General features: G+C 48.6%; 23 protein-coding genes. 9 read left to right on the top strand and 14 right to left on the bottom strand.

All coding sequences use genetic code 11. The features are described from left to right. Window positions 1-55: 55 nt before the first annotated feature. The 9 genes from GJR95_RS24070 to GJR95_RS24030 all read right to left on the bottom strand — a co-directional run bounded on the left by GJR95_RS24070 (window position 56) and on the right by GJR95_RS24030 (window position 5,534). Window positions 56-2,833, bottom strand: a complete 2,778-nt coding sequence (locus GJR95_RS24070; RefSeq protein ID WP_162388287.1) for a toprim domain-containing protein — start codon at window positions 2,831-2,833, stop codon at window positions 56-58. A gap of 64 nt (window positions 2,834-2,897) precedes the next feature. Continuing rightward, window positions 2,898-3,365: a CHC2 zinc finger domain-containing protein gene (locus GJR95_RS24065; protein ID WP_162388286.1), complete on the bottom strand. Its 468-nt coding sequence runs from the start codon at window positions 3,363-3,365 to the stop codon at window positions 2,898-2,900. Then, on the bottom strand, window positions 3,350-3,829 hold the full coding sequence (locus tag GJR95_RS24060; RefSeq protein WP_162388285.1) for a hypothetical protein: 480 nt from the start codon (window positions 3,827-3,829) through the stop codon (window positions 3,350-3,352). Before GJR95_RS24060 ends, GJR95_RS24065 begins: the two co-directional genes overlap by 16 nt. Further along, the gene (locus GJR95_RS24055) at window positions 3,826-4,068 is read right to left on the bottom strand and encodes a hypothetical protein (protein WP_162388284.1); all 243 of its coding nucleotides are present in this window, start codon (window positions 4,066-4,068) and stop codon (window positions 3,826-3,828) included. Before GJR95_RS24055 ends, GJR95_RS24060 begins: the two co-directional genes overlap by 4 nt. Next, complete coding sequence (locus GJR95_RS24050) at window positions 4,065-4,211, bottom strand: hypothetical protein (RefSeq protein ID WP_162388283.1); 147 nt, start codon at window positions 4,209-4,211, stop codon at window positions 4,065-4,067. The genes GJR95_RS24055 and GJR95_RS24050 overlap by 4 nt, the downstream gene beginning before the upstream one ends. Beyond that, complete coding sequence (locus tag GJR95_RS24045; protein ID WP_162388282.1) at window positions 4,196-4,648, bottom strand: hypothetical protein; 453 nt, start codon at window positions 4,646-4,648, stop codon at window positions 4,196-4,198. Before GJR95_RS24045 ends, GJR95_RS24050 begins: the two co-directional genes overlap by 16 nt. A 30-nt stretch (window positions 4,649-4,678) precedes the next feature. Continuing rightward, window positions 4,679-4,900, bottom strand: coding sequence for a hypothetical protein (locus GJR95_RS24040; RefSeq protein ID WP_162388281.1), 222 nt, complete (start codon window positions 4,898-4,900; stop codon window positions 4,679-4,681). Then, window positions 4,878-5,195 carry a hypothetical protein gene (locus GJR95_RS24035; protein WP_162388280.1) on the bottom strand — a complete coding sequence of 106 codons (318 nt, stop codon included), beginning with the start codon at window positions 5,193-5,195 and terminating at the stop codon, window positions 4,878-4,880. The genes GJR95_RS24040 and GJR95_RS24035 overlap by 23 nt, the downstream gene beginning before the upstream one ends. Window positions 5,196-5,240: 45 nt before the next feature. Beyond that, window positions 5,241-5,534 carry a hypothetical protein gene (locus GJR95_RS24030; protein ID WP_162388279.1) on the bottom strand — a complete coding sequence of 98 codons (294 nt, stop codon included), beginning with the start codon at window positions 5,532-5,534 and terminating at the stop codon, window positions 5,241-5,243. Window positions 5,535-5,721: 187 nt separating this feature from the next. On the opposite strand from GJR95_RS24030, the gene GJR95_RS24025 reads away from it, so the two are divergent. The 9 genes from GJR95_RS24025 (at window position 5,722) to GJR95_RS23985 (ending at window position 16,315) form a co-directional block, all read left to right on the top strand. Continuing rightward, window positions 5,722-6,408 (top strand): LexA family transcriptional regulator, encoded by a 687-nt coding sequence (locus tag GJR95_RS24025; RefSeq protein ID WP_162388278.1) that lies wholly within the window; start codon window positions 5,722-5,724, stop codon window positions 6,406-6,408. A 61-nt stretch (window positions 6,409-6,469) separates the two neighbouring features. Beyond that, window positions 6,470-6,646 (top strand): hypothetical protein, encoded by a 177-nt coding sequence (locus tag GJR95_RS24020; RefSeq protein ID WP_162388277.1) that lies wholly within the window; start codon window positions 6,470-6,472, stop codon window positions 6,644-6,646. A gap of 7 nt (window positions 6,647-6,653) precedes the next feature. Further along, window positions 6,654-6,950: a hypothetical protein gene (locus GJR95_RS24015; protein ID WP_162388276.1), complete on the top strand. Its 297-nt coding sequence runs from the start codon at window positions 6,654-6,656 to the stop codon at window positions 6,948-6,950. 13 nt (window positions 6,951-6,963) lie between these two features. Next, window positions 6,964-7,626: a HEPN domain-containing protein gene (locus tag GJR95_RS24010; RefSeq protein WP_162388275.1), complete on the top strand. Its 663-nt coding sequence runs from the start codon at window positions 6,964-6,966 to the stop codon at window positions 7,624-7,626. 744 nt (window positions 7,627-8,370) lie between these two features. After that, the gene (locus GJR95_RS24005; protein WP_162388274.1) at window positions 8,371-12,774 is read left to right on the top strand and encodes a GEVED domain-containing protein; all 4,404 of its coding nucleotides are present in this window, start codon (window positions 8,371-8,373) and stop codon (window positions 12,772-12,774) included. Window positions 12,775-13,049: 275 nt separating this feature from the next. After that, the gene (locus tag GJR95_RS24000; protein WP_162388273.1) at window positions 13,050-13,484 is read left to right on the top strand and encodes a hypothetical protein; all 435 of its coding nucleotides are present in this window, start codon (window positions 13,050-13,052) and stop codon (window positions 13,482-13,484) included. 4 nt (window positions 13,485-13,488) lie between these two features. Continuing rightward, the gene (locus tag GJR95_RS23995; protein WP_162388272.1) at window positions 13,489-14,859 is read left to right on the top strand and encodes a hypothetical protein; all 1,371 of its coding nucleotides are present in this window, start codon (window positions 13,489-13,491) and stop codon (window positions 14,857-14,859) included. Window positions 14,860-14,910: 51 nt separating this feature from the next. Then, complete coding sequence (locus GJR95_RS42875) at window positions 14,911-15,381, top strand: hypothetical protein (RefSeq protein WP_394369963.1); 471 nt, start codon at window positions 14,911-14,913, stop codon at window positions 15,379-15,381. A gap of 583 nt (window positions 15,382-15,964) precedes the next feature. Then, a complete protein-coding gene (locus GJR95_RS23985) occupies window positions 15,965-16,315 on the top strand; it encodes a hypothetical protein (RefSeq protein ID WP_198424736.1) in 351 nt (116 codons plus the stop codon). Window positions 16,316-16,567: 252 nt separating this feature from the next. On the opposite strand, the gene GJR95_RS23980 is transcribed toward GJR95_RS23985, so the two are convergent. The 5 genes from GJR95_RS23980 to GJR95_RS23960 are packed head-to-tail and all read right to left on the bottom strand — an operon-like array spanning window position 16,568 to window position 21,602. After that, window positions 16,568-17,569, bottom strand: a complete 1,002-nt coding sequence (locus GJR95_RS23980; RefSeq protein ID WP_162388270.1) for a substrate-binding domain-containing protein — start codon at window positions 17,567-17,569, stop codon at window positions 16,568-16,570. After that, a complete protein-coding gene (locus GJR95_RS23975) occupies window positions 17,566-18,510 on the bottom strand; it encodes an ABC transporter permease (RefSeq protein WP_162388269.1) in 945 nt (314 codons plus the stop codon). The genes GJR95_RS23980 and GJR95_RS23975 overlap by 4 nt, the downstream gene beginning before the upstream one ends. A 2-nt stretch (window positions 18,511-18,512) precedes the next feature. Next, window positions 18,513-19,901 (bottom strand): glycoside hydrolase family 140 protein, encoded by a 1,389-nt coding sequence (locus tag GJR95_RS23970; protein ID WP_162388268.1) that lies wholly within the window; start codon window positions 19,899-19,901, stop codon window positions 18,513-18,515. Between the two features lie 23 nt (window positions 19,902-19,924). Next, the gene (locus GJR95_RS23965; protein ID WP_162388267.1) at window positions 19,925-20,758 is read right to left on the bottom strand and encodes a phosphogluconate dehydrogenase C-terminal domain-containing protein; all 834 of its coding nucleotides are present in this window, start codon (window positions 20,756-20,758) and stop codon (window positions 19,925-19,927) included. Next, the gene (locus GJR95_RS23960) at window positions 20,751-21,602 is read right to left on the bottom strand and encodes a sugar phosphate isomerase/epimerase family protein (protein ID WP_162388266.1); all 852 of its coding nucleotides are present in this window, start codon (window positions 21,600-21,602) and stop codon (window positions 20,751-20,753) included. Before GJR95_RS23960 ends, GJR95_RS23965 begins: the two co-directional genes overlap by 8 nt. Window positions 21,603-21,604: the final 2 nt, after the last annotated feature.

The raw sequence follows: 21,604 nt of genomic DNA, 5'->3' as shown, positions 1-21,604 counted from the left end.
ATCCCTAGATGTAGTATTGTAGTACGTTTGGCGTAGTTTTTCGCGTCAAAACCGGTTAATTCTTCACTTTTCGATGTTCCAGGCTCAATCCATACTTATCAGCCAGTTTTGAGTAGTCCATTTCGCAGCAACCAGGCCTGGGCAGTGTGGCTGCATCAGAACGGCTCTCCCCATCGTTGCGCATGCGAAACTGCTTTTTCATGGCATCCCAGTCCGTCATGTCTTCAAAAGCCGCGATCTCACTTTGCAGCGTATCCTTATCGGCCGGGGCTTTCTGGTAAATGCGCCGGTAGGTCTGGGCGTAGAGCGTATAGAGCTGGGGAAACCAGAGCCGAATCATCATCGCCTGCCCCGTTGCCTTGAAGGCAAAATGGATCTCTTCGTGAATCTGGTACTGATCGTAGAGCTGCTGGACAATCTCGAAGAATTCCGACAGAGCCGTTTTTTCGGACATGATCCGGTATTGACGGCGGATGTTGGTCGCGCCCAGACTGACCAGTTCGCGCAGGATGTCCAGGGTACTCTCCGACTCGGTGATGGCAATCTTTTTGGCGCTGGCCAGCGTAAAGGCTACGGCCATGACCTGGGCCATGTTGGCGTAGAAACGCTCGGGCATCTTATCGGTTTTGAACTCTGCCTGCAAATGCTTGTGAAGCAGATCATACGAAGCTGCGTACTGACTTTCGATGAGCTGCCGGTATTGCAGAAGTTCGACCGTCAGGCAGCCCAGCCCGGCTTCCTGCAATTCCTCGAGTCGGTAAAAGGCCTGCCGCTGCGCATCGGTCTTGTCCTGGCTGGTGATGGGCACAAACACGCAGCGCGAGAAAAAGATGGGGTTTTCCGGCAAGTAATTACTCGTTAGGGCCAGCGCCGAATGAATCTCGATGGCATCGGTCTCCGAGCTGGTATTGTCCCTGGAGCGGTGATAGCCATCGTTGTCATAGGCGGCCTGAAACAACCCCTCACAGGTCAGATCGTTGTGGAACTCATCAAACCAGATCGGTACGTTCGAACCCTGCGACATGAGCTTGACCAGGGCGGCTTCCGTATTTTTGGATTTGAGGTTAACCCCTTCCTGCTTTTTACCGTAAGCCGATGTCAGTACGCGGATCATGCTCGACTTACCGGTGCCGGCACCGCCTTTGAGAAACAGAATCGGCGAGAAGTTTTTGTGGTGCAGCGCTACATCGCGAAACAGGGCCATCAAATTCCAGCAAAACGGAATCAGCGCGTTTTCGTAGCCATGGGCCTGGGCATACAGATCAAAAAACGCATTGACACTGATGGTCGTATCGGTCAGGGTAAACCGGTGCGCCTTGTGCTTTTTCTGGACCGGCATCGAGAGCACCATGGGCTTGTCGTCCTTGACCGTCTCAACCATGCCGAATTCATCTGGAGTGAGCATTTTGCCGTTCACGGCCTGGTTGGCAAAGAAAAACACGCCACTGGGCACGTGATAGCCGTACCGGATGATCTTGATGGCCCGGGCAAACCGGGTCTGGCTGAAGAGAAAGCTTTGCAGCTCGGAGAGCTCACCATCGCTGATTTTAAGCGAATACTGCTTACCGGTGATGATCTTTTTGAGCCGGGAGGCCGAGCAGAAATCCTCGTGGGGCACTTCGATGTAAATCGGATCACCCTCGCGCGGCCGGATCTCCAGGATCCAGGTTAAATTCTCGTCCTCGTCTTCGGTGACGTACTTAATGAAGAGGTGAAAATTATCAGCAACGGTGGCCATGCCTCCTTTACCCGATCGTACCAGCATCGACTGGTCCCTTTTTTTATACCAGACGGCTCCCGCAACAAACTCATCGTCATCTTCACTCTCAGCGGGCGCTGCGGCCGTGGTTTGTTTGCGGATCCGTTCAGCCTGCTGAAGGAGTCCTTTCGCTTCACAGTCAAAGACCGTGGCCAGCTTTTTAGCGTACTTTTTGCGCCAGACCTCGTCGGAAACGCAGGCCAGTAGCCCCACGCTTTTGGTTTCGCCTTCGACCTGAGCCGACAGATCGTCGTGCTGAGTCCACTGCGTAGCCAGCCACAAGAGGCCTTCCTGTGCTTCTTTGGCGATGTGTTTGGTCAGGTTAAATTTGGGCGGCAGATCGGCCTGGCTCATCAGCCAGCGCGACCAGTTGTCGGCATCGGACTTGCTGGTTTTGCCCTCAGACTCAATCGTATCGGGCAGCAAAAATACCTGAACCCGAAGACCCGCTTTTAACAGGGCCTCGCAGTCGCGCAGCAGCGCCTGCTGACCAGCCCCGTTCTCGTCGACATCATAAATCAGGGTCACTACGTCCCCGAGCCGTTTGAGCAGCACGATCTGGGCGTCCGAAAGGGCCGTACCCCCTTTGCCCAGGGCATTGTCGACACCAAACCGGTGCAGGCTGATCACGTCGAAATTACCTTCGGTCAACACGATCGATTTGCTGCGAACAATGGCCCGCAGGGCGTGATCGAGCCCGAAGAGCTGCTCGGATTTCTTGAAAATGGGCGTCTCGCGGGTATTGAGGTATTTGGGATCGCGGCCGTCGAGGCTTCGGCCGGTAAAGCCCGTTACCCGGCGGTACTGATCAACCAGGGGAATCATGAGCCGCTGGTGAAAAAAGTCCCGTTTCTTGGCGCCATCCTCGACGCAGACGCCGGCGGCAACAGCTGGCACAAAGGCTGCTTTATCAATCAGGGGGCTGGTCAGAAAACGCCAGTTGTCGGGCGCATAGCCCAACTGCCACTGCTGGATGATCTCCGTGGTGAGCTCACGGGCATGCAAATACAAACTGACGGGATGGTCGGCCTGGGCCAGGACGGATAGCAAATGCTCATGATACTTTCGGCCCACGGCCTTGTTGATATCATAGAGCTCCAGCAGCTCCTCTTCGCCACCAGGGGGCCGCTGGCTCGGATCAGAGATCGAGGTCATGGAAGCGGGAACGGGTTCGGTTGATGGGTCGTTCATAAATGACGGTTTCGTTGTATCGGTCGGCGACGTAGTGGACGGCTTCCGAAAAGGTAAGACGCTTGAAATCCTGCACGAATCGGAAGAGATCCCCTCCCTTTCCGCAGCCGTAGCACTTGAAGATCTGCTTGCTGGGGCTGACGGAAAAGGAGGGCGATTTCTCGGTATGAAAGGGACAGCACCCCTTGTAATTGCTTCCCGCTTTTTTGATCTCCCAGAGCTCCCCAATAATGAAGACGATATCAGCCTGGGCGCGGAGTTTGTCCAGAAAATACGAATCGATCATGGGGTTGCTTAGGGGTTTTTTGTAGCTTGCAGGTGTGTTCGGATTGGCGTCTGAACCGCTATAGGAAATTTTAATGACTGCCTGGCGTCGCTCGATACCAGGCAGTTTTGTGTTTAGGGCGGTGTCCATGGCACGATGGGCGAGGACAGCTTCTTTTTGATGCGGGTCAGCAGGGTATAGTTGCGGGTGGTCTGCGCCGTTACCTGCTGGCCAACCCAGTGCTCGGGTTGTTTGTCCAGCCGCTCTAGGGTTTCGGCATAGTCGTTTTCCACCCAGAACCGGTACTGGTTGAACTGGTAGAGCTGAAGCTCGGGCAGGCGTACCAGTAGGTCTGTGCAGCAGGGTTTGGGCTCCAGCGCCGGGAGCTGCCCGCTTAGCGTCTCAATCAGGGCCAGACACTCCAGACTGGTGAGCGGAAACTGGTTCTGGGGCTTGAGCTTCCCGCTGATCAGATCCTGCAGCGAGACCGAGAGCAAACCGATGATAAATTCAATCTCGCAGAAGGTTAGCTGCACCCAGCGGCATTCCAGGGGCGAGGCAATGCTGGGCGTTGGCCGCAGCAGTGGGTGAGCAATGCTCGTGCAGGTTTTCATGGCTCAGTGGGGGTCATGCCATCCAGCCCAAAACGGGTGTTTAGCGTGGTTTCCAGTAACTCGTGAATGGGCTGTAAATCGTCTGCCGTCGGCACGACCGGATGCGAGAAGTCGGGATTCTGCTGGTGCCAGCCCAGATACGTAGTCACCTTGCGCTGGGCTTCGAGGAGCTCCTTTCTGGGCAGCCCGGCGAGTGTACCAGCTTGGTAGCGAGCAATGATATCGTCGAGGAGGATCATAACCGGTTGCGTTTGAAGGGAGGTTGACTGGGTTTGCGAAAAGCCATCCGGACCAGGTGAATGGCGGTAAAGCAGAGCAGGCTGGCCAGTGGCCCGTAGACCAGGTAAGCATGGAGTCTAAGAAAAGTCAGTAGCGTTTCCATAGGTGAAAGCGGATATCGGTGGTGTTGCTGCTCAGTACGTGGCGGATGGCCCGGAGCTTGCCGGTGATCTGAGAAAGCGGTATGTCAGCCAGAATGGACTGCTCATGCTCGCCCATCCAGGTGATCTGGGCCAGTAGATACTCCAGCAGCAGGGCGTGCTCGAGCCGGCTCATGACTACATTAGTGGGTTCGCTGGGCAGCAGGTGGCTCAGGGTCACAATGTCAAGTTTGGTAAACCCTTCGGGTCCGGGATGGCTGGCCGAGTCAGGCCCCATCAAGAGCTTAATGAAGCTATGATCGAGCAGGCGCAGTAGCAGCGTAACGTGGTGGAACATGACGCCCTCGAAGGCAATGCTGACCTGCTGAAAGCTGTTTTTGCGCGGAGGCAGGCAGACCACCGCCCGCATGGGGCCGGGAATTAACTGGATGAGATTCATGGAATTGGCGTTTTATAGGCTATAGAAAAATTAAGACGGGGTGGGCGCCGAGCTGTTATCGAGGGTACGTTCGGCCAGCACCAGCTCACGAACCCGCTGCTCCTGGTATTCGATGACGATCGCCCGAAGCAGCTCATCGTCATCGAGTCGTTGCACCAGATGGCCCTGCTGATCGAGCAGGCAGATGCCGACAAGCTGGCTCGCACAGATCTGATCGAGCCAGATTTGCTCAGTGGTGATTGTTGTCGTCATGGCTGGGCGTAAGCGATTGAATGATTAATGGGTACGTACCGTTCGCATCGGGCGCAAATTGAATATTGCCCAGCTGATCTGGACTGGAGTCCAGGGGGCTGGCCGTTAGCCGTTGGTTGATGTAGTAATCATCCAGCTTATCGGCCGGTAGTTTCAGAAAAGCCGCCAGCTCAGCGGGACTGTCGGCGTGGCGGGCCCGAACCAGCACGCTGTCTGGCTTTACTGAACGGGACTGTGTAAACGTTTGGCAGCTGGCGAGCGTGGCCAGCAGAGCGAATAGGGGTAAAGCCTTCATAAAAGATAACGATAGTTATAGTATTACACCGATAGTTATCGGTAGTCAACTCACGAGTTTTTGCCGGGCCAGCCGTTGACGGATCGTCTGCGCCTTACTCTTGAAGTGCAGCACAGCAGCCTCCACGGCTTCGGTAATTTCGGGATCAGCCGATTTGACCAGCCAGGCATTTCGCCAGCGATTGGCCAGTGTCAGCCGGTCGAGGCTGGGATTGATTTCAACTACTTTGACGATAATGGCCTGCTGACCAATGCCCGCCGGCCGATCGTCTTTGGCCTTCTGCATCCGCTCTTTCCAGCTCTGGGAAGCAGAGACCGCCTGTCTACGTTTTCTTTCCATCTGTCACCGATTTGTTAATTCTTGAGTAAGTGGACTTGTAAACAATCTCGATAAGGCATACTTTCGAGTATTGTAAGTGGTACTTATGTAAGAATTTCTTTCTTATGTGGTACGAAGTAAAGTGATACTTTCAAATAAAACAAGTAATACTTTCAAAAAATATTCTACCGTGTCAGAATTGTCGTCTATGATTCAAGCATTGATTGACCGTAAGGGCCTAAATCCTACTGACTTAGCTGCAGAAATGGGTATAAAGCCACAAGCTATATATCAATGGTTGAGCGGAAAAACAGAGCCAGGTAAGAAAAACTTACATCGACTATCAGAAATATTCGGCGTACCAATAGGGGAGCTTATGAAAGGCCAGCTTTCAGGGACGACTAAATCGACAGAACCCTTATACCAGAGTGAGAATGTAAAATCGGTAAAGTCAAAGGAGGATGAGATCTATACGTATGTCCCTTACCTGACGGCCAAAGCGCAAGCGGGTATACCAAACATTGTTTATGAGGATTGCCGGCTAAACTGGATCGAGGAAGAATATGCAGTCATACTGCCTGAAAATCTCAAGAAAAAGCAATCACTTGTCATTGATGTGATGGGCGATAGCATGGAGCCAGAAATTAAAAATGGGGCCAAAGTGATTGCTGTCCATGTGCCCTCTAATGACATTAAATATGAAAGCGGGGCTGTATATGCTGTACTCTATGCGAATCGCTTTGTAGTCAAGCGAATCAAAACTAATACCCTGACTACCTCAGATATTCTGACCCTGCACTCGGATAATGAGCGATTTGGTGAGATTGTTGTCAAGGCTGATGAGATTCAGTGCATGTGGAAGGTAGTCGCTAAGGTTTGGGAGCCAGTTCAGTAGTTTATGTAGAAATCAGACAAATGTCTAGCTTTATAGATCAAATGTCTAAAATCTAATAGCTATGTCAGAAGAAGAAATTCGGATAGTGGTTGCCATTGATTTTGCCGAACAGGAAATGCTCTGGGAAGAACTAGGCAACATGGCTTGGGAGCTGGTTTGGGGCAAGGAAAGGACTGAATTTATAAAAGACGCAAAAGAGGAGTTCATTCTCGTAAAAAAACCTCCGAACCTAGAATAATCTGATTATGAATGATTGGGTGTTTATAATATTAAGAAATTTTACGGTTGATTGTGAGGCACCATTTTCAATAGATGAGCTTCAGTTTAGGCAGAATAATACAGAAGAGCAAATAGACAAAATCACAAAAAATAAGGAAATCTGGTCTGCCTTGGGCTATGTTTTCAAAACAGGACTGATTGATAGACCATATTTTGTTAGGAATGAAAGTTTTACAGATATAGAAGATTTAGTAGAAAAAACAAATAAATATCTTTCTTTCATTGACTATCTGTTTTTTTTGCCTTTGGTTAATAAAGGATAATAGCTCTAATATTATGTATGGTGGGATATACAGTTTTTCTCTACGCCGTGCTACTATTCAAAATTTCTTTCATTCATATAGCAATGCATTAGGCCGCTTTGAAGATACAAGTTATACGCTTAATGATATAAATTATGCAATGCAATTAGGACAGAAAATCAAGGCTTTATCGCCTGAGCCTGTTACTGAAAATTATAAGCTAGAACTTGATTTAAATGAAATTTCTTTTAGCAAAGCACACTACATTAATTATAATCAACTAAGTAGGATAAGACGAGCTCTACAGTTTTTAAATCAAGCTCGAAGTAGCCCTCAGTTATTAGTAAAAATTTCATTTTATGTCCTAGTATTGGAATGCCTCTTTTCTGCGAATGATGCAACCGAAATTAATCATAAAATAAGCGAGCGCGTTGCTATTTATGTAGGCGTTAACGGCGAGGAAAAATATAAACTATTCAAATTTGTTAAAAAGGTATATGGCATACGATCTAAATACGTCCATGGTCAAATGATGGATAAAAAGCTTAGCGAAAATGCAATTTTATCTGAGATATCTAAAGAGTTAGATGAATTAGTTCGTATTGTTTTACTTAAAGTAATATTAGTAGATAGCGCCAATTTTTTATTGAAAGATGAAGCACTAACCGAGTGGTTTAATTCATCGCTTTTTAAATGAGTTCGAGACAGAAAGATAACAATCAAACGGATTATTAACCAATTGTCAAAAAATGGCAGAAAAATGGCAAACTAGATACGCATTCAATGTGAGGTTTTAGCGTACAAAATGGCTCCTATTCATCAGAAACAGGCTTTTTCTGAATAGCGTAAGCCAGTTCGAATCTCTCCGTCTCTATACAATTAAAGTCCTGATAGCCAACGCTATCGGGACTTTTTTTTGTTGCTTTTTTTGATAATGGCAGTGGCAGTTTTGGGTCAATTTGGTGGCAGTAACTTGTTTGAAAAAAGCGAAAGAAAAAGCCGCATCCCGATTAGCTCGCTTATCGGATGCCCATGCCGTGATACAGGAGCTTAAGCCCCTGCTCGACGGTAAACACTTTGTCGGCAGGAAACCCTTTCAAGCCCCATGTGATCGCTAAACTCAAGGTTGATGACGAGCCTGTTATCTCGCCGAGTCTGCCCATTCACCATGCCGTCGATATCTACATTTGCTTTACAGCTAAAGCGCCCGACATAAAATACCCCTATCTAGGTATTGTTTTCGGCTTACCATGGGAGTAAGTTTGCTGGATGTAAATGTACTGATTTTCAGTGATTAGTCGCGCTTTCAAGGAAACGAGGATGTCAGTTCGATTCGCTTGTTCGAAAGACTGACAGAGACGACTTTTGGTCGTCGAAAGTTCGGTTAATACCACGCAAAATCGAGTGCATTTTACTGTCCACACCCATAATTTATTCACCCATGAAAACACTTTTTCTGGCCCTATTTGCGTGTTGTTCCTTCTCCGCATTTTCTCAGCAAACTCGCCTGCCCCAACCCTGTGGCACCTCTATTTCCAGTCAGGAAGTGGAGCGGATCGAAAAACAGTATAAGGCTTTAGCTAACCAATTGCGCGCTGCGCGCGTAACGGCAGGACTGACCTATTTCCCCGTCCGTTTTACCTTTATTGTCAAAAGTGCGCTGGACAAAAATGATAATTTACTGCGCGTTCCCCACCAAAGTCTTGAGATGCTCAATCGCGACTTTATGCCACTGGGTATTCAATTTTACCTGACCTCTGATGCCAGTGTTTCCCAGATTATCAATCCCACCCTGGTCACGTTTAAAGATACGCCGGATAATATGGCGGCCATTCTCGATAAGGTACCTCAGGATGCGATTAATATTTATGTGGCTAATGAAGTCTATGATTCAAAAGGGAAGCATATGGGCGGCTTTGCTTATTTGCCTGTGCCTGGTTCGAAAGCTAATCTCAATGCAATCGTGCTGGGCAGTGATAATCTAAGGTTAGATAGCAATGGAGATTTGGTTCGAAAGGATTTGGTCTCTCACGAAATGGGTCATTACTTCGGCCTCTACCATACGTTCCAGGATAGTGACGACTCAGACAGCAAAAAACACGAATTAGTCAACGGCGCCAATTGTTTGACAACGGGTGATCAGGTCTGCGACACGCCGGCGGATCCCTACGACCGGCTCGACGATAAAAACCTGGAGTATACCAAGAGCTGTAAATATTACGGGACAATCAGGGATGCCAATGGTGATGCCTATAAGCCAATGACCGATAACCTGATGTCATACTTTTTGAGCTGTTCCAGTTACCGCTTTACCCCTGGTCAAAATAGCCGAATGAAAGAAAACGGCTTGCCCGCCCGCTTAATGACAGGGATTTATACGCATTTGCCCGTGGATGACACCCCTGTACTATTGTCATCGGTCGCTTTTGAGGATCCCACGTTTCAGGGGGGAATGCCCGGTTCCGCCAAACTGGTCTGGACCAATGGATCAGCCAAACAGAACGGCTATATTTTTGAACGCTCCGAGCAGCCCGACAGTGGCTTTTTACCCGTTGGCAGTACGGGCGATTTTTACAGCTATAAGCCGGGGCTGAATACAGGGGTGAATACATGGTACGATGTCACCGCTGATAGCCGTAATTCCGGCAAAAAATATTATTATCGAATCAGGGCTGCCAACTCCACCAAATACAGCAATGTGGTGGCCACCCCCAGTCCTTTGCTGATTAAGGTCCGGGAGGGAGGCATAACCAGTAACGTTAATTTTCCGGTTGGGGTATCGCTTTCGATTGAAAACCCCAACCAGGTACAGGTGAAGCCAGTCTATACCAATCGGATTTTTACGACTGATAACACGTTTAACTTGGCGGGTGAGTACAATTCATCAACGACAAAAACCATCTGGAATGATGTGCCTAGAGAGAATACCTCTAGTCTGAAATATACGCAACAAAACGGCCAGTTTACGTATAACTTTTCTGAGACAACCACCCGCGTAGGCGGCTCAATAACCGTTGAAAAAGGAGTATGCTTTCCCTATCATAATACAGTCTCTTACTTCGGTTGCGGCAGTTCCACCAATACCCGAGGCATCAAAAGCATCAAAGTATGGTCGTCGGATAATAAAAAAACGATCCTTGAATCCCAGAACGTTTGCAGTACGGCCGGGACGAATACGAATTATTCGGACATGGCTTTTATTGAAAATACATATGCCCTGGGAAACCGGCTCGTCCGTGGTAAAACGCACACGATCCTCACCGAAGCCATGAGTGTGGGGAGCGGATCGAATAAAGGAACAATCCTTACCTATAAGCTACTGATCTGGATCGATTTCAACCAGGATCGACTATTTACCAGTGATGAACTGGTCGTTAGTTCAGCCAGCACATCAGGGGCCAGTCTAAGCAGCCAACTGAAAATTCCCGTAGGGGCTACCAAAGGCCTGACCCGAATGCGTATTCGCTTAAATTCAGGGACTAACGGTCAGGATCCCTGTATCGATTACGGGGGGGAAACCGAGGATTATCTGGTGAATATCGCCGACTCGGATACACCCGAATCAGCCACTCTGCTGGTGTCGCCGGAAACAAAAAGCGTGAAAGGGGAGGGCGAGACCGGCGTGATCAGCCTGACGGCGAATAATGACTGGACAGCGACCAGCAGCTCGAACTGGATTATACTGGCGCCCCTTAAAGGAAGCGCTGCAGCTAACCAGCCAGTCAGTTATACCATTGATGCCAACACGTTTGGTATTCAACGGATCGGTACGATAACTTTCAGCGCTGGGGGGCTCGTTAAAACGGTCTTAGTCACTCAGGAAAAAAAATTACAGCTCACCCTTTCTTTGTCCGCTGATAGCCGAACAGTGGCTGCCGTGGGCACGACGGGTAGTTTTAATTTAACTACAACCAGTAACTGGGTGATTACCTCCAACGCCAGCTGGCTGCGGGCCTCGCCCGCATCGGGTAGCGCCGGCTCAGATATACCCATCAGTTTCAGTGTCGATGCCAATACGGCATCCACCAGCCGAACGGGTGTGCTCAGCGTCAATGCCGGAGGGCTCATTAAAACATTTACAGTCACTCAGGGCGCTGCTGGTACGACTAAACTTTCCTATTGCACGCCAGATCAGAGTGAGCTCTACAACTGTTCCTCGGATGAGGAAACCATGGGGCTAGCCTCCTTTAAAATCTGGTCGACCGGCAAAGCCAGCGTGCTGCTCGACTCGAAAGGGGTCTGCGGTCAGACCAGCCGGAGCTATTCTGATCTGAGCAGTCAGGCGGCCATCAAGCTTACCCGGGGCAAGAGCTTTCCCTTCCAGGTGGAAGCTATGCTGATTCGGATAGGCGACTATAAGGACTACTATTACAAGAGCCGCATCAATATCTGGGTCGATCTCAACCAGGATGGTGAATTTACAAACGCTGAGCGGCTATATATCTCGAATCTAAAATGGAACGCCACGTTTGAAGACCTGGTAGGCGAGTACCCCGATCCGTACTTTGAGAGTCAGTTCAGCATTCCGGCCACGGCAAAAACGGGTCAGACCCGGCTGCGGATCCGGTTCGGTACTCCGGTTTACAGTGGTGATCAGGAGACGGCTTGTGAGGAACTCAATGGCGAAACCGAAGATTATCTGGTCGACTTGGTCGATGATGGATCGACCGCTACGCTTGTTCTGTCAGCCGATTCCCGGGCTGTATCGGCTCCATCTACGACGGGTAGCTTTAGTTTGACCTCCACCACCAGCTGGTCTATTGCCTCCAGCGCGAGCTGGCTGCGGGTTTCCCCCTCATCGGGTAGTGCCGGCTCGAATCTCGCCATCACTTTCACCATCGATGCCAATACGGCATCCACCAGCCGGACAGGTGTGCTGAGCGTTAATGCCGGGGGACTAATTAAAACATTTACAGTCACTCAGTCCGCGGCTACGACCAAGCTGTCGTATTGCACACCAGCCCAGAGTGAGCTCTACAACTGTTCCTCGGATGAGGAAACCATGGGGCTGGCCTCCTTTAAAATCTGGTCGGCCGGCAAAGCCAGCGTGCTGCTCGACTCGAAAGGGGTCTGCGGTCAGACCAGCCGGAGCTATTCTGATCTGAGCAGTCAGGCGGCCATCAAGCTTACCCGGGGCAAGAGCTTTCCCTTCCAGGTGGAAGCCATGCTGATTCGGATAGGCGACTATAAGGACTACTATTACAAGAGCCGCATCAATATCTGGGTCGATCTCAACCAGGATGGTGAATTTACAAACGCTGAGCGGCTATATATCTCGAATCTAAAATGGAACGCCACGTTTGAAGACCTGGTAGGCGAGTACCCCGATCCGTACTTTGAGAGTCAGTTCAGCATTCCGGCCACGGCAAAAACGGGTCAGACCCGGCTGCGGATCCGGTTCGGTACTCCGGTTTACAGTGGTGATCAGGAGACGGCTTGTGAGGAGCTCAATGGTGAAACCGAAGATTATCTGGTCGATATTTCCGATGCCGGTCAGTCCCGTCTGGCTGCCAATGCCCAAAGCGCCGAATTGATGGGAAGGCTAAAGGCTCGGCAAAGCAATAGCGCAAAAGAGTTGGGTGAATCAACAGCTGCCCTGGCGGTTACGGTGTATCCCAATCCGGCGCTGGATAAAGTAACCGTGCACCTTTCGGGCAACCCGTCAGGGGCGGTCAGGCTGGTCTTGATCGATGCAAGTGGCAGTAGACTCCGAAACTGGTCTTTGCCAGCAGCCGAAGCTACTCAACGTCTGGAGGTGGACCTGGGCCCATTACCCGCTGGGGTGTACCTGCTGGAAGCGCATATAAATGGTCAACAGGTAACCACGCGGATTGTAAAGCAATGATCAGGCGTCTCGATTAGCTTCAGCATTACCAAGTACTATACTTTACCTCAATAATTTGGCAAGCCGATGATGATAAAACTCATTGGTTTTCATCGCTCTGAGTTGCAGGAAATGCTCTTTAATGGAGATGACTGTCAATAACGAATTGACTATAGGGGGATAGGTGGGCGCTTACGTATGACTGAAATAATACCTTTTAATAAAGCCACGTACTAAGTAGTGGTGCTGTAGCTATATTGATAGCGCCAGACTTAACTTTTATCAAAAATCATTATATGGCTTCAGTAAATGAAACGGTGAAAAAGCTATCGGCAACCATACGAAACAAACCGAGTAGCAATAAAAAAAATGTACTCTTTTACGTACTCTCCACGCCATTATCCATCTTCGATTTTCCTGATTTAGGATTAGGGTTTCAATTTATTGATACGGCTAATCATTTAATTGCTCAGGAACCGGACGGATTTGTCTATAGCAACAGTCAGCCAATCGAAGTATCCATTAATGATGATGACACGCTCGATTTTTCAATTAGTATGAAGTGTAATGCAGCCGGTAGCCCTACTTTAAAATGTGGTGCTGACCTGATGGTATTTATGCCAAATGCTTCCAATAAATTCGAACTGCTTAAAAGTATAAATGGATGTGCCGCAACAGTATGTATCTTAGGTACAGACATGAATAATGTAGATATCCCTATCGCCTTTTAAAATTATGCGTAACCTTTTCTTGTTGTTAGTCTTATTATCGCCGAGTGTATTTGGTCAATTTGTTCAGGATGCCAAAGGAACGAGTACAATAAAACTAAACGGTAGTGTATTAAATGTTGATGTGACGGATACCCGGCTGAATTACTGGTATCAGCAAACGAGCTCTGATCAGGGCCGAATTGCAAATAAAAGGCAACTGGCTCAGAATGAGCTGGATAGCTTGCAGAAGTTCCCTCATCCTACGATGCCACAACAGGGCGCTATTATTTTACTACAGGAAGAGGTCGATGCGTTACAAAGCAGAGCAGATAAAAAGAGTAGCAAATCCATTAGAGGTAACTTGATTGGATTCAGAATCTTTGCGGAGAATGGTACGGGAATTACAACCCTATTCAGCTCCGGGCAAGTGGTTCCCAAAAGTGGCCTTGACTTTACGATAGGAAGATTTTACAGCGTAGAGTTTGGCCGTGGGAAAGTCTACAGGAAGCGTCTTAAAAAGCTAGGCGAACAGCTATTAACTGTTGATGCGAGTCAAAAAGATCTTGAATCCAGGGGAACAAGGGATCCCGACTATTTTGAAAAATTGGATCGGCTTAATCTGGAGGAGTCTCAGATCAAACGGGAGATTTATATAAACCGCTACAAGGTATCCAGGTTAAATAAAACGGCTTTTCAGGTAACACCTTATCTGAATTTTGAATCGAGTGTATCCAGTGTATTGACTACCCCTTCGGTCGATTCGGTTAAAAAGGTATCAGAGCTAAAAAAGACCATTCCGATTTCATTTATTGGAACGATTGGTGCCCAAACCACCATTGGCAAATCAATGCTGGCCGGACTATCCTTAGGCTACTCAAGATCCGACAATATAGACGATCTGAGTGAAAAAGAATTTAAACAGACGAACACGACTACAATTCCTGGTGGCCAGATTGCTTATTCCGATACGAAAAAAGCCTACGTGGGAGACTACCGGGAAAATTTCTCTAGAATTATTAACGGGGATTTGTTATGGCGTTTGAATGGCACAGTCAAGAATGATTCACTGATTTTTTTCCTGAATCCGTATGTGCGCTACAAAGAGCCTTATGGTACCCGTGTTTATCCACTGGCGGAGACTACTGTCTCCACAACAAACATAGGGGTTAGCTTATACGTTTTTAAGAGTAAAGGCATATTTGTCGGTGGATTTTATACTGAGCTGCAGGATGTGAATAACAATAAATATAGTCGGGCTCTGTCAATCGCAGAGCGTACAACGCCACAAAAGGAAGCCCCGCCCTTCGTTAAAGTGACAGATCGCTTGCAAATCGGAATTTTTGCAAAGATCAGTTTTCGACGACTCGGTACTTTTAGCAATGGATTCAGTCAATAGAAATGCGTAAACAGCCGCAAACGCCAACTCATTGTCGATACCCAGGGCCGGTTGTGGGTAGCCTGTGTTCATGCTGCCAATCAAGCTGATGGTGCAGCGGCTATCAATCTGATTGGAGGCTTGCAGTGGCGGGCCGGTGAGCGTTTGGAAAAAGTATTTGGCGATCAGGCCGCTCGCCGGTCCGATTACAACGGTAATTTTGCCCGATCACTGGCCAATTGGAGTATCGTTTTTGAGAAGGTTTCCCGGCCTGAGTCAGGCCGAGGTTTTGTGCCGATTGCAAAGCGTTGGGTCGTTGAACGAAGCATTGCGTGGACGAATTTTTTCCGTCGAATCGTCAAAGATTACGAATATACCACGGTCCGCCGTTGCGGTATCTTCTTCGGTAAGCTGGCTTTAATTAGCCAATATTCAGGTCATGCTACAGCGAATCGAACTAGCCAACCAAACCTAATTCCCCAACATGTTCTAAGGATTAGCGAAAATAGGGTTTTACTATTTACTGTTCATGATAAGAACTAAACCGATAATTATGCTAGATGGTGATGCCTCTGGAGGTAAGATATTTATAAACAGTTGTTCTTGATTTATTTAACCAGCGATTACTTTTACTCTATATCCTTCGTTATGCAGCGTTTCTACCACTCGTGCTGACTTTTGAGCTTCCTCACTTAGAGCCTGTATAAAAGTGCTTGAGCATGCGGTTAATATTTGACAAATACACAAACGATTCGTGGGAGTTGACCCCACATTCATAGTCCTTGCTCAGTCGTCGCGACCATCGGAGCGCCGAAGCGATTCATCCAAGCAAACGTTCGTACGACCTTCCTACCATGCAACTCTACATAAAAAGGAAAGGTCGATTTATCCGAAGTGAAGCCTTCTGGCAGAAATAACCAGTAAAAACTGCTTTTTGCGTCAGCCCTGGATTTGAAAGCCATAATCAGAGGACGAGTTCCCCGAAGATAAGTTTCCCACCTGGCCCCTTCACCCTGAAAAAAGGCCATAGTACCCACGGCTGCCTTAACCTGGTTGTCGTCAGGACGTAGGCCATGCGTCGAATCCAGGCTCATCACTATAACTGATTCGAAGTGCCGTTTCAGAAGTGGATTTTTCTCCTTCTCAGCTAACGTCCGTAAGTAAGCGACTAACCCCTCGCTGGTTGGCTGCCGATAAAAATGAAGCCGATATAACGATTGCTTACAGTCCATCAGGGAAATATGTACACTATGACTATCAACACAATCCGCAACGAAAAACGATTACGCTACTTATCGATGGCGTGTCAAAACAATACACGCTTCGCCAACTTCTACCAGTAGGTAAACGCTTAAATCGCCTAACGATTGATGGTAAAACGAGTCCTTTGACGCAGGAAACCGTACGAAATAATCAATACGTTGTGGTGAAGAACATCCCCGGCGGGAAGCATGCCATTGTGCTTAGCTATAAATAAATAACCTCGTATCCGTGGCTAATTGTAGCGCCAGTAATTTTCTCGCTTATAATCTGAATAGCTAGTAGACTCATAGGCAGTTGGCTTAGGTAGCCGTGTGCTACGGATTGAGTTTGACGCTGAATCAAGATTGACCCGTTATGAAATCACCCGATTGTACGGTCACCATTGAGTGCCAAGGGTAAGTCATCTTACTAAAAGTTCCGGTTCGGTAGCTATATCCGTATCGTTCATAGTAGCCTGAACTCGTTGTTATTTTGTAATGAACTCATTTACATTTTCTTTCGTGATTCGTAATAACCCTGTATTGATCGAATTAGGCACATTAATGATACCCGCCCGCCTATCGTTGCCTGAAAGTTTGTTTGTCTGATGAACCATGTCGTACAGAAACTGTGCGCCATACCATGTAAAGAGTTCGCGCTTCTGACCCGCCAGCATGTGAATGACGCCTTCGCGAACAAGTTGCAGATGTTCAGGCTCCCAATCGACCGTCGTGATTTTTACTTTGCCTGCCCTGCCCGATTCTTTCACGGCCAGCCCGATTCCAGGGCCAGAATTGGAATCGAAACCGCACAAACCTGCTAGGTCGGGGTGGGCTGATAGTAGGTCAGACGTAATCCGGGCTGCTTCCTCTACGTTCGCTTTGTCGTCGAATTTGCCAACGACTTCGATGCCTGGATACGCCTTAAATACGTCAAGAAGCCCTCGAAAACCAGCTTCCATATTGGTTAAACCTAAAATGCCCATGTAGGCAATTTTACCTTTACCACCTAATAGACGGACCATTTCTTTCCCCTGCATCTGGCCAATTTCATACCAATCGGTGCCCAGAAATGCGTGTCGTTTTGAGCTGGGTATGTCGGAATCGTAGACAACTGTCGGAATACCAGCCGCTACGGCTTTATTAATTACTGGTCCGATGGCGGGATCAGTACCGTTGATAAGTAATCCGGTTGGGCGCGTTCCGATAACTTCTTCGATGATATTAATCTGCGATGGAACGTCCCATTCGGCAGGGCCGAGTATGGATGTTTTAACACCTTTTTCGCGCCCCCAACGTAAAAAAGCTGCCTGATCGTGATGCACGTACATGGGCATGGATACGGCAGTGGTCACCATCACATATTCTTCTTCAGTTTCAGATGTAGCCGAATCTGTAATCGAATTAAGCGTTGTACTAGTTGTGCTTTGACGAGGGGGAAGCTCGCAGGATGAAAGGGCTAGCAGGCTAAGGATCAGTAGTTTTTTCATGCGAAGGAGCTCCGTTTTTGAAGAGCTTTGTCGGACCAGACGGCTGCAATCAGGATAAGCCCCAAAATAATTTCCTGCCAGTAACCCGATACGCGCGCCAACACCATTACGTTACTGATCAAGCCCATAAATACAGTTCCAAGTAGGGCACCGATAATTTTACCATGCCCTCCTGACAAACTTGCTCCGCCCAGGATTACGGCCGTGATAACCCGTAACTCTAGTCCCCGACCTGCAGTAGGTAATGCCGTTCCTAGTCGGGAGGCAAGTAAAATACCCGCAACACCAGCTAGTAACGCGGTTAGTACATAACCCCACAATTTCATGTTCCGAACGCGAATACCTGATAAATCGGCGGCCCGTTCGTTGCCGCCAATGTAATAATACCGTCGAAAAAAAATGGTTCGATTCATCAGAAAAGCGAACGTAGCTACAATCAACAGCATGTACCAAACCGGCATCTGAATCCCCAGTAACCGCGACTGACTGATGGCATTAAACCAGTAAGGTAAATTCTGAATTCCTGCCCCACTAACCAGCAAGGCTACTCCGCGCACAATGCCCATGGTAGCTAATGTCTGAATCATCGGATTAATGCCTTGATAAGCAATTAGATAGCCATTTGCCAGGCCAACTAAACAAGCGGATGCAAGTGCTGCAATTATGGCCAGTGGCATGGGCATTCCGAGCGTAATCATGGTATAAGCAGCCACCCCACCCGAAAATGCGACCACCGAGCCAACGGATAAGTCAAATACGCCTGAAACCAACAACAGCATCATGCCAACCGCCACAATTGTGTCGATACTTAGGTTCAGGAGTAGTTGGCTCCAGTTACCAAAGGTGGGAAAGGTTTGGGGAAACGTAATAGTAGCCCCAATACCAACCAGTAAAATGGTCAGTGTCAGAGAATACGTTCGTTCCTGCAAGAGTAATCGCATAACTACAGGGCAGCGTAATTTTTTGAGGCATCATCCAGTACCAGTACCCAGTCGTGGCCGTACCCTTTCGAGGGGGGCGTAAATTGTTGCGGTTGCTGGTTAGCATAAGTACCCGCCGATTGTGTTTTGCCCGTACGCGGGTCGAACCAGGTAGCCGTGACCGTTTTTCCCGTGATCTTACCCGGATTGACCGTAAACGGTTTTCCTGTAGCCGAGTAAATAAAGGCGAAATCGTTCCCTCGTGTAGCCTGTACTCGTTCGGCAGCCGCCAGATTGGTTTCAACAACCAGCGATTGGTCGGGAACGCGGTCGAGCAGGGGACGGGCAGTTAGCAATTTCCGAACGTGGCGCATCTGATTGGCTCCAGGCAAGTCAAGAGCTTCGGACCAGTAGATATGAGGACCATTTACGGCAGGCCGTTTTGAGCTATACATTTGCCAGATGTCGTGACAACCATAGGTGTGTCCGTGAGCTCCGGCAAACAAATCCAGATAAGCAAATACTCGCACGTCATATGCATTCGAAGTGCCTAAATCTTTGACGTTGAAACAGACCGGATGGTCTTCATAAATCGGCTCTGCATCCATGGTCGGCCTGATCGGCGTGGTATTGTAGGATACCGTAATGTGGTCATAGGCAGGTGTAAAGCGGCAATGCCCATTCTGGTGCATAGTAAAGTCGAACCAGGGTTCGTTGTTAAACCACTTTGACGAACCACCATCCATGCCATTCGGTTGCGGATGGTACGAAATCAAGGCTTTATCGGCCCCGCCAACAGCTTCCTGAATCCCTTCGGCCATCGCCCGCCAGACGGCTACGTCCTGTGAACCTTCGCGAGGATTTCGGTCGCCACCCAGCACCCAGACAATGTTCTCGCGGTTTTTGTAGCGGTCGCCGACGTAGCGGCCATAAACGCGGGCATTCGTCGGATTGAATATTTCAGGACCCTGACCCCAGGTACTTTTAAAAAGCTTATCACCCCAGGTGGGTAGAAACGCTATTACAATACCGTATTGAGCCGCCTTGTCGACAATGTAATCGACGTGTTTAAAATAGGCTTCATTGGGTTTGGTCGGGTCGTTGCCTACTAATGGCGTTTCACCGTAAGAATTAGGCTCTTTTAATCCATCGAACTCCGCCAGTGCCACCGCCTGAACAACCGTAAAGCCCTGCTCTGCCCGTTTTTTGAGGTACTGATCAGCCTCTTCACGATTCAGTCGATGAAATAATTCCCAGGCTGTATCACCCAGCCAAAAGAACGGAGTTCCGTTCTGGTGAACCAGATACCGTTTATTTTCAGATACTTTCAGACGACCATGCGTAAACGGTTGTTGAGCCATCGCTAAGCTCTGCCAGAGAAGGAACAACCCAAGAATTTGATTTTTTTTCATAAAGGTTCAGGAAAGGCAGTGTTCTATCTTGCTGTAATATCTTTCACCTGTTCCCGGATGTCATCCATCTCAAAAATACGTTGCCATCCTTCCTGAAAGAGAATGGGTTTAGCCCGTTTTGAGATCTTGTAAGCGGCATCGGAGAACGTACCGTTGACTTCCTTAAACAGAACTGCTATCTGAATACGAAGATGACCCAGCACAAAATCGCGGGCTGCTGCTTCGGGTACTCCCAAGGTTACAATTCGGTCGAAACCTTCTTTCACCACTTCCATGCAGGTCTGAGCCAGCGTTTCGACCATGGCCGGTTCCAGAATGGCCATTTGCTCCAAGGTAATACGGTGCGTTTTAGCGATGGGTTGATACATATCCTGCGCCACTTTGGCGCCCAACTGATAATGACCTTCGGTACCTGACATCAGGGCTACTACAATGGATTGCTTGGCCGAAATGCCGCCGTAAAAATCCCGAAAAGCCGCTTCGGTTGGTTCCCAGTTGAAGACAGACGGATGGCAAGGGTGCGCAATGACGTAGCCAAGATCGTCGCGGTGGGCGATAACGCCGTCTAATGGAGCCGCCGGATCGAGTGTGAGCACCAGTGCTCCTGATTTCATCTGCGGAATGATCTGATCAGAGAGTTTGCCAATCGCAACATCGGGCAGGGCCAGAATCACAACGTCGGCGTCAGAAACGGCGACCGCTTCTTCACTGATCGACACGCCCCGCTGCCGCAGATTTTCGATGCCTTGTGGCGCTATTTCCAGGTAAGAAACCTCGTAATCAGGTAGTTTTAGGAAGTTGTCGGTCAGGCGGCACCCCATTTTACCACCGGCGCCTACTAAAGCAATTTTAGTCATAAAAATTGGAGTTAATAACCTCGTTGATTGGCTTGAATAAGTGTGTGCTTTTTAAATAGTTGATGCTTTCTAATGCCCAGTTTTCTTCTTTACAGATGCTCTTGTCCAGCGTTGATTCAGGTACAACCCATTGTTCCAGAATGGCAGTCTGACAGCGCTTGTAAGGAACCACTTGCTCAACCAGCCAGGGAATGTTCAGCATACCCTGACCAGCAATCCGACCGTCTATCTGAAAGCCCATTAGATGCGGAAGCCGTTGAATACCAAAATCTTTCAGATGAAGATTTACTGTATAAGGTGCCAGCGTACGAACAACTTCGGCAAGTCCTTCGCCCGCACCCATCGAATTGACTGAGTCAAGACAAATCCCTACCTGCGGATGGTCAACCTGCTCCATGATCGTCGCAAATTCGCTGACCAGCAACCGGTCGTGATTTTCGAGTCCCAACGTAATACCAGTTTTGATCAGGTCGGGTAATGCGTTTTTCAACAGGCTTACGACTGCTTCGATGGCTGGTTTATAAACCGACGTATCGATGACGAAGCGTAACAGCCGACTATTGAGTTGGCTGGAAAGGTGAATGTAGTGGTCGAGGTGCTGTTCGGTGAGTCCACGAGCGCCAATCTCCAGTTGAATCTCCTGTTGGACAGCCTGTTGACGGAGAGCTTCCAGTCGGTCAGCCGGCAATTCGTGCAATGCCCAGTTATCGCCAAATTGTACCAGATTTAAGCCGAATTGGGTAGTTCGATTCAGCAACTCGATTTCGTCGAGTGGATGTGGAGGTCTATTATCTGATGACCCAATTGCCCAACCGTAGGTATATGTACTAATCCCTAACTGCATAG

This window comes from Spirosoma endbachense, assembly GCF_010233585.1.
GTDB classification, from domain to species: domain Bacteria; phylum Bacteroidota; class Bacteroidia; order Cytophagales; family Spirosomataceae; genus Spirosoma; species Spirosoma endbachense.
The sequence above is the reverse complement of the archived record's forward strand: the minus strand, read 5'-3'. Positions and strand labels throughout refer to the sequence as shown.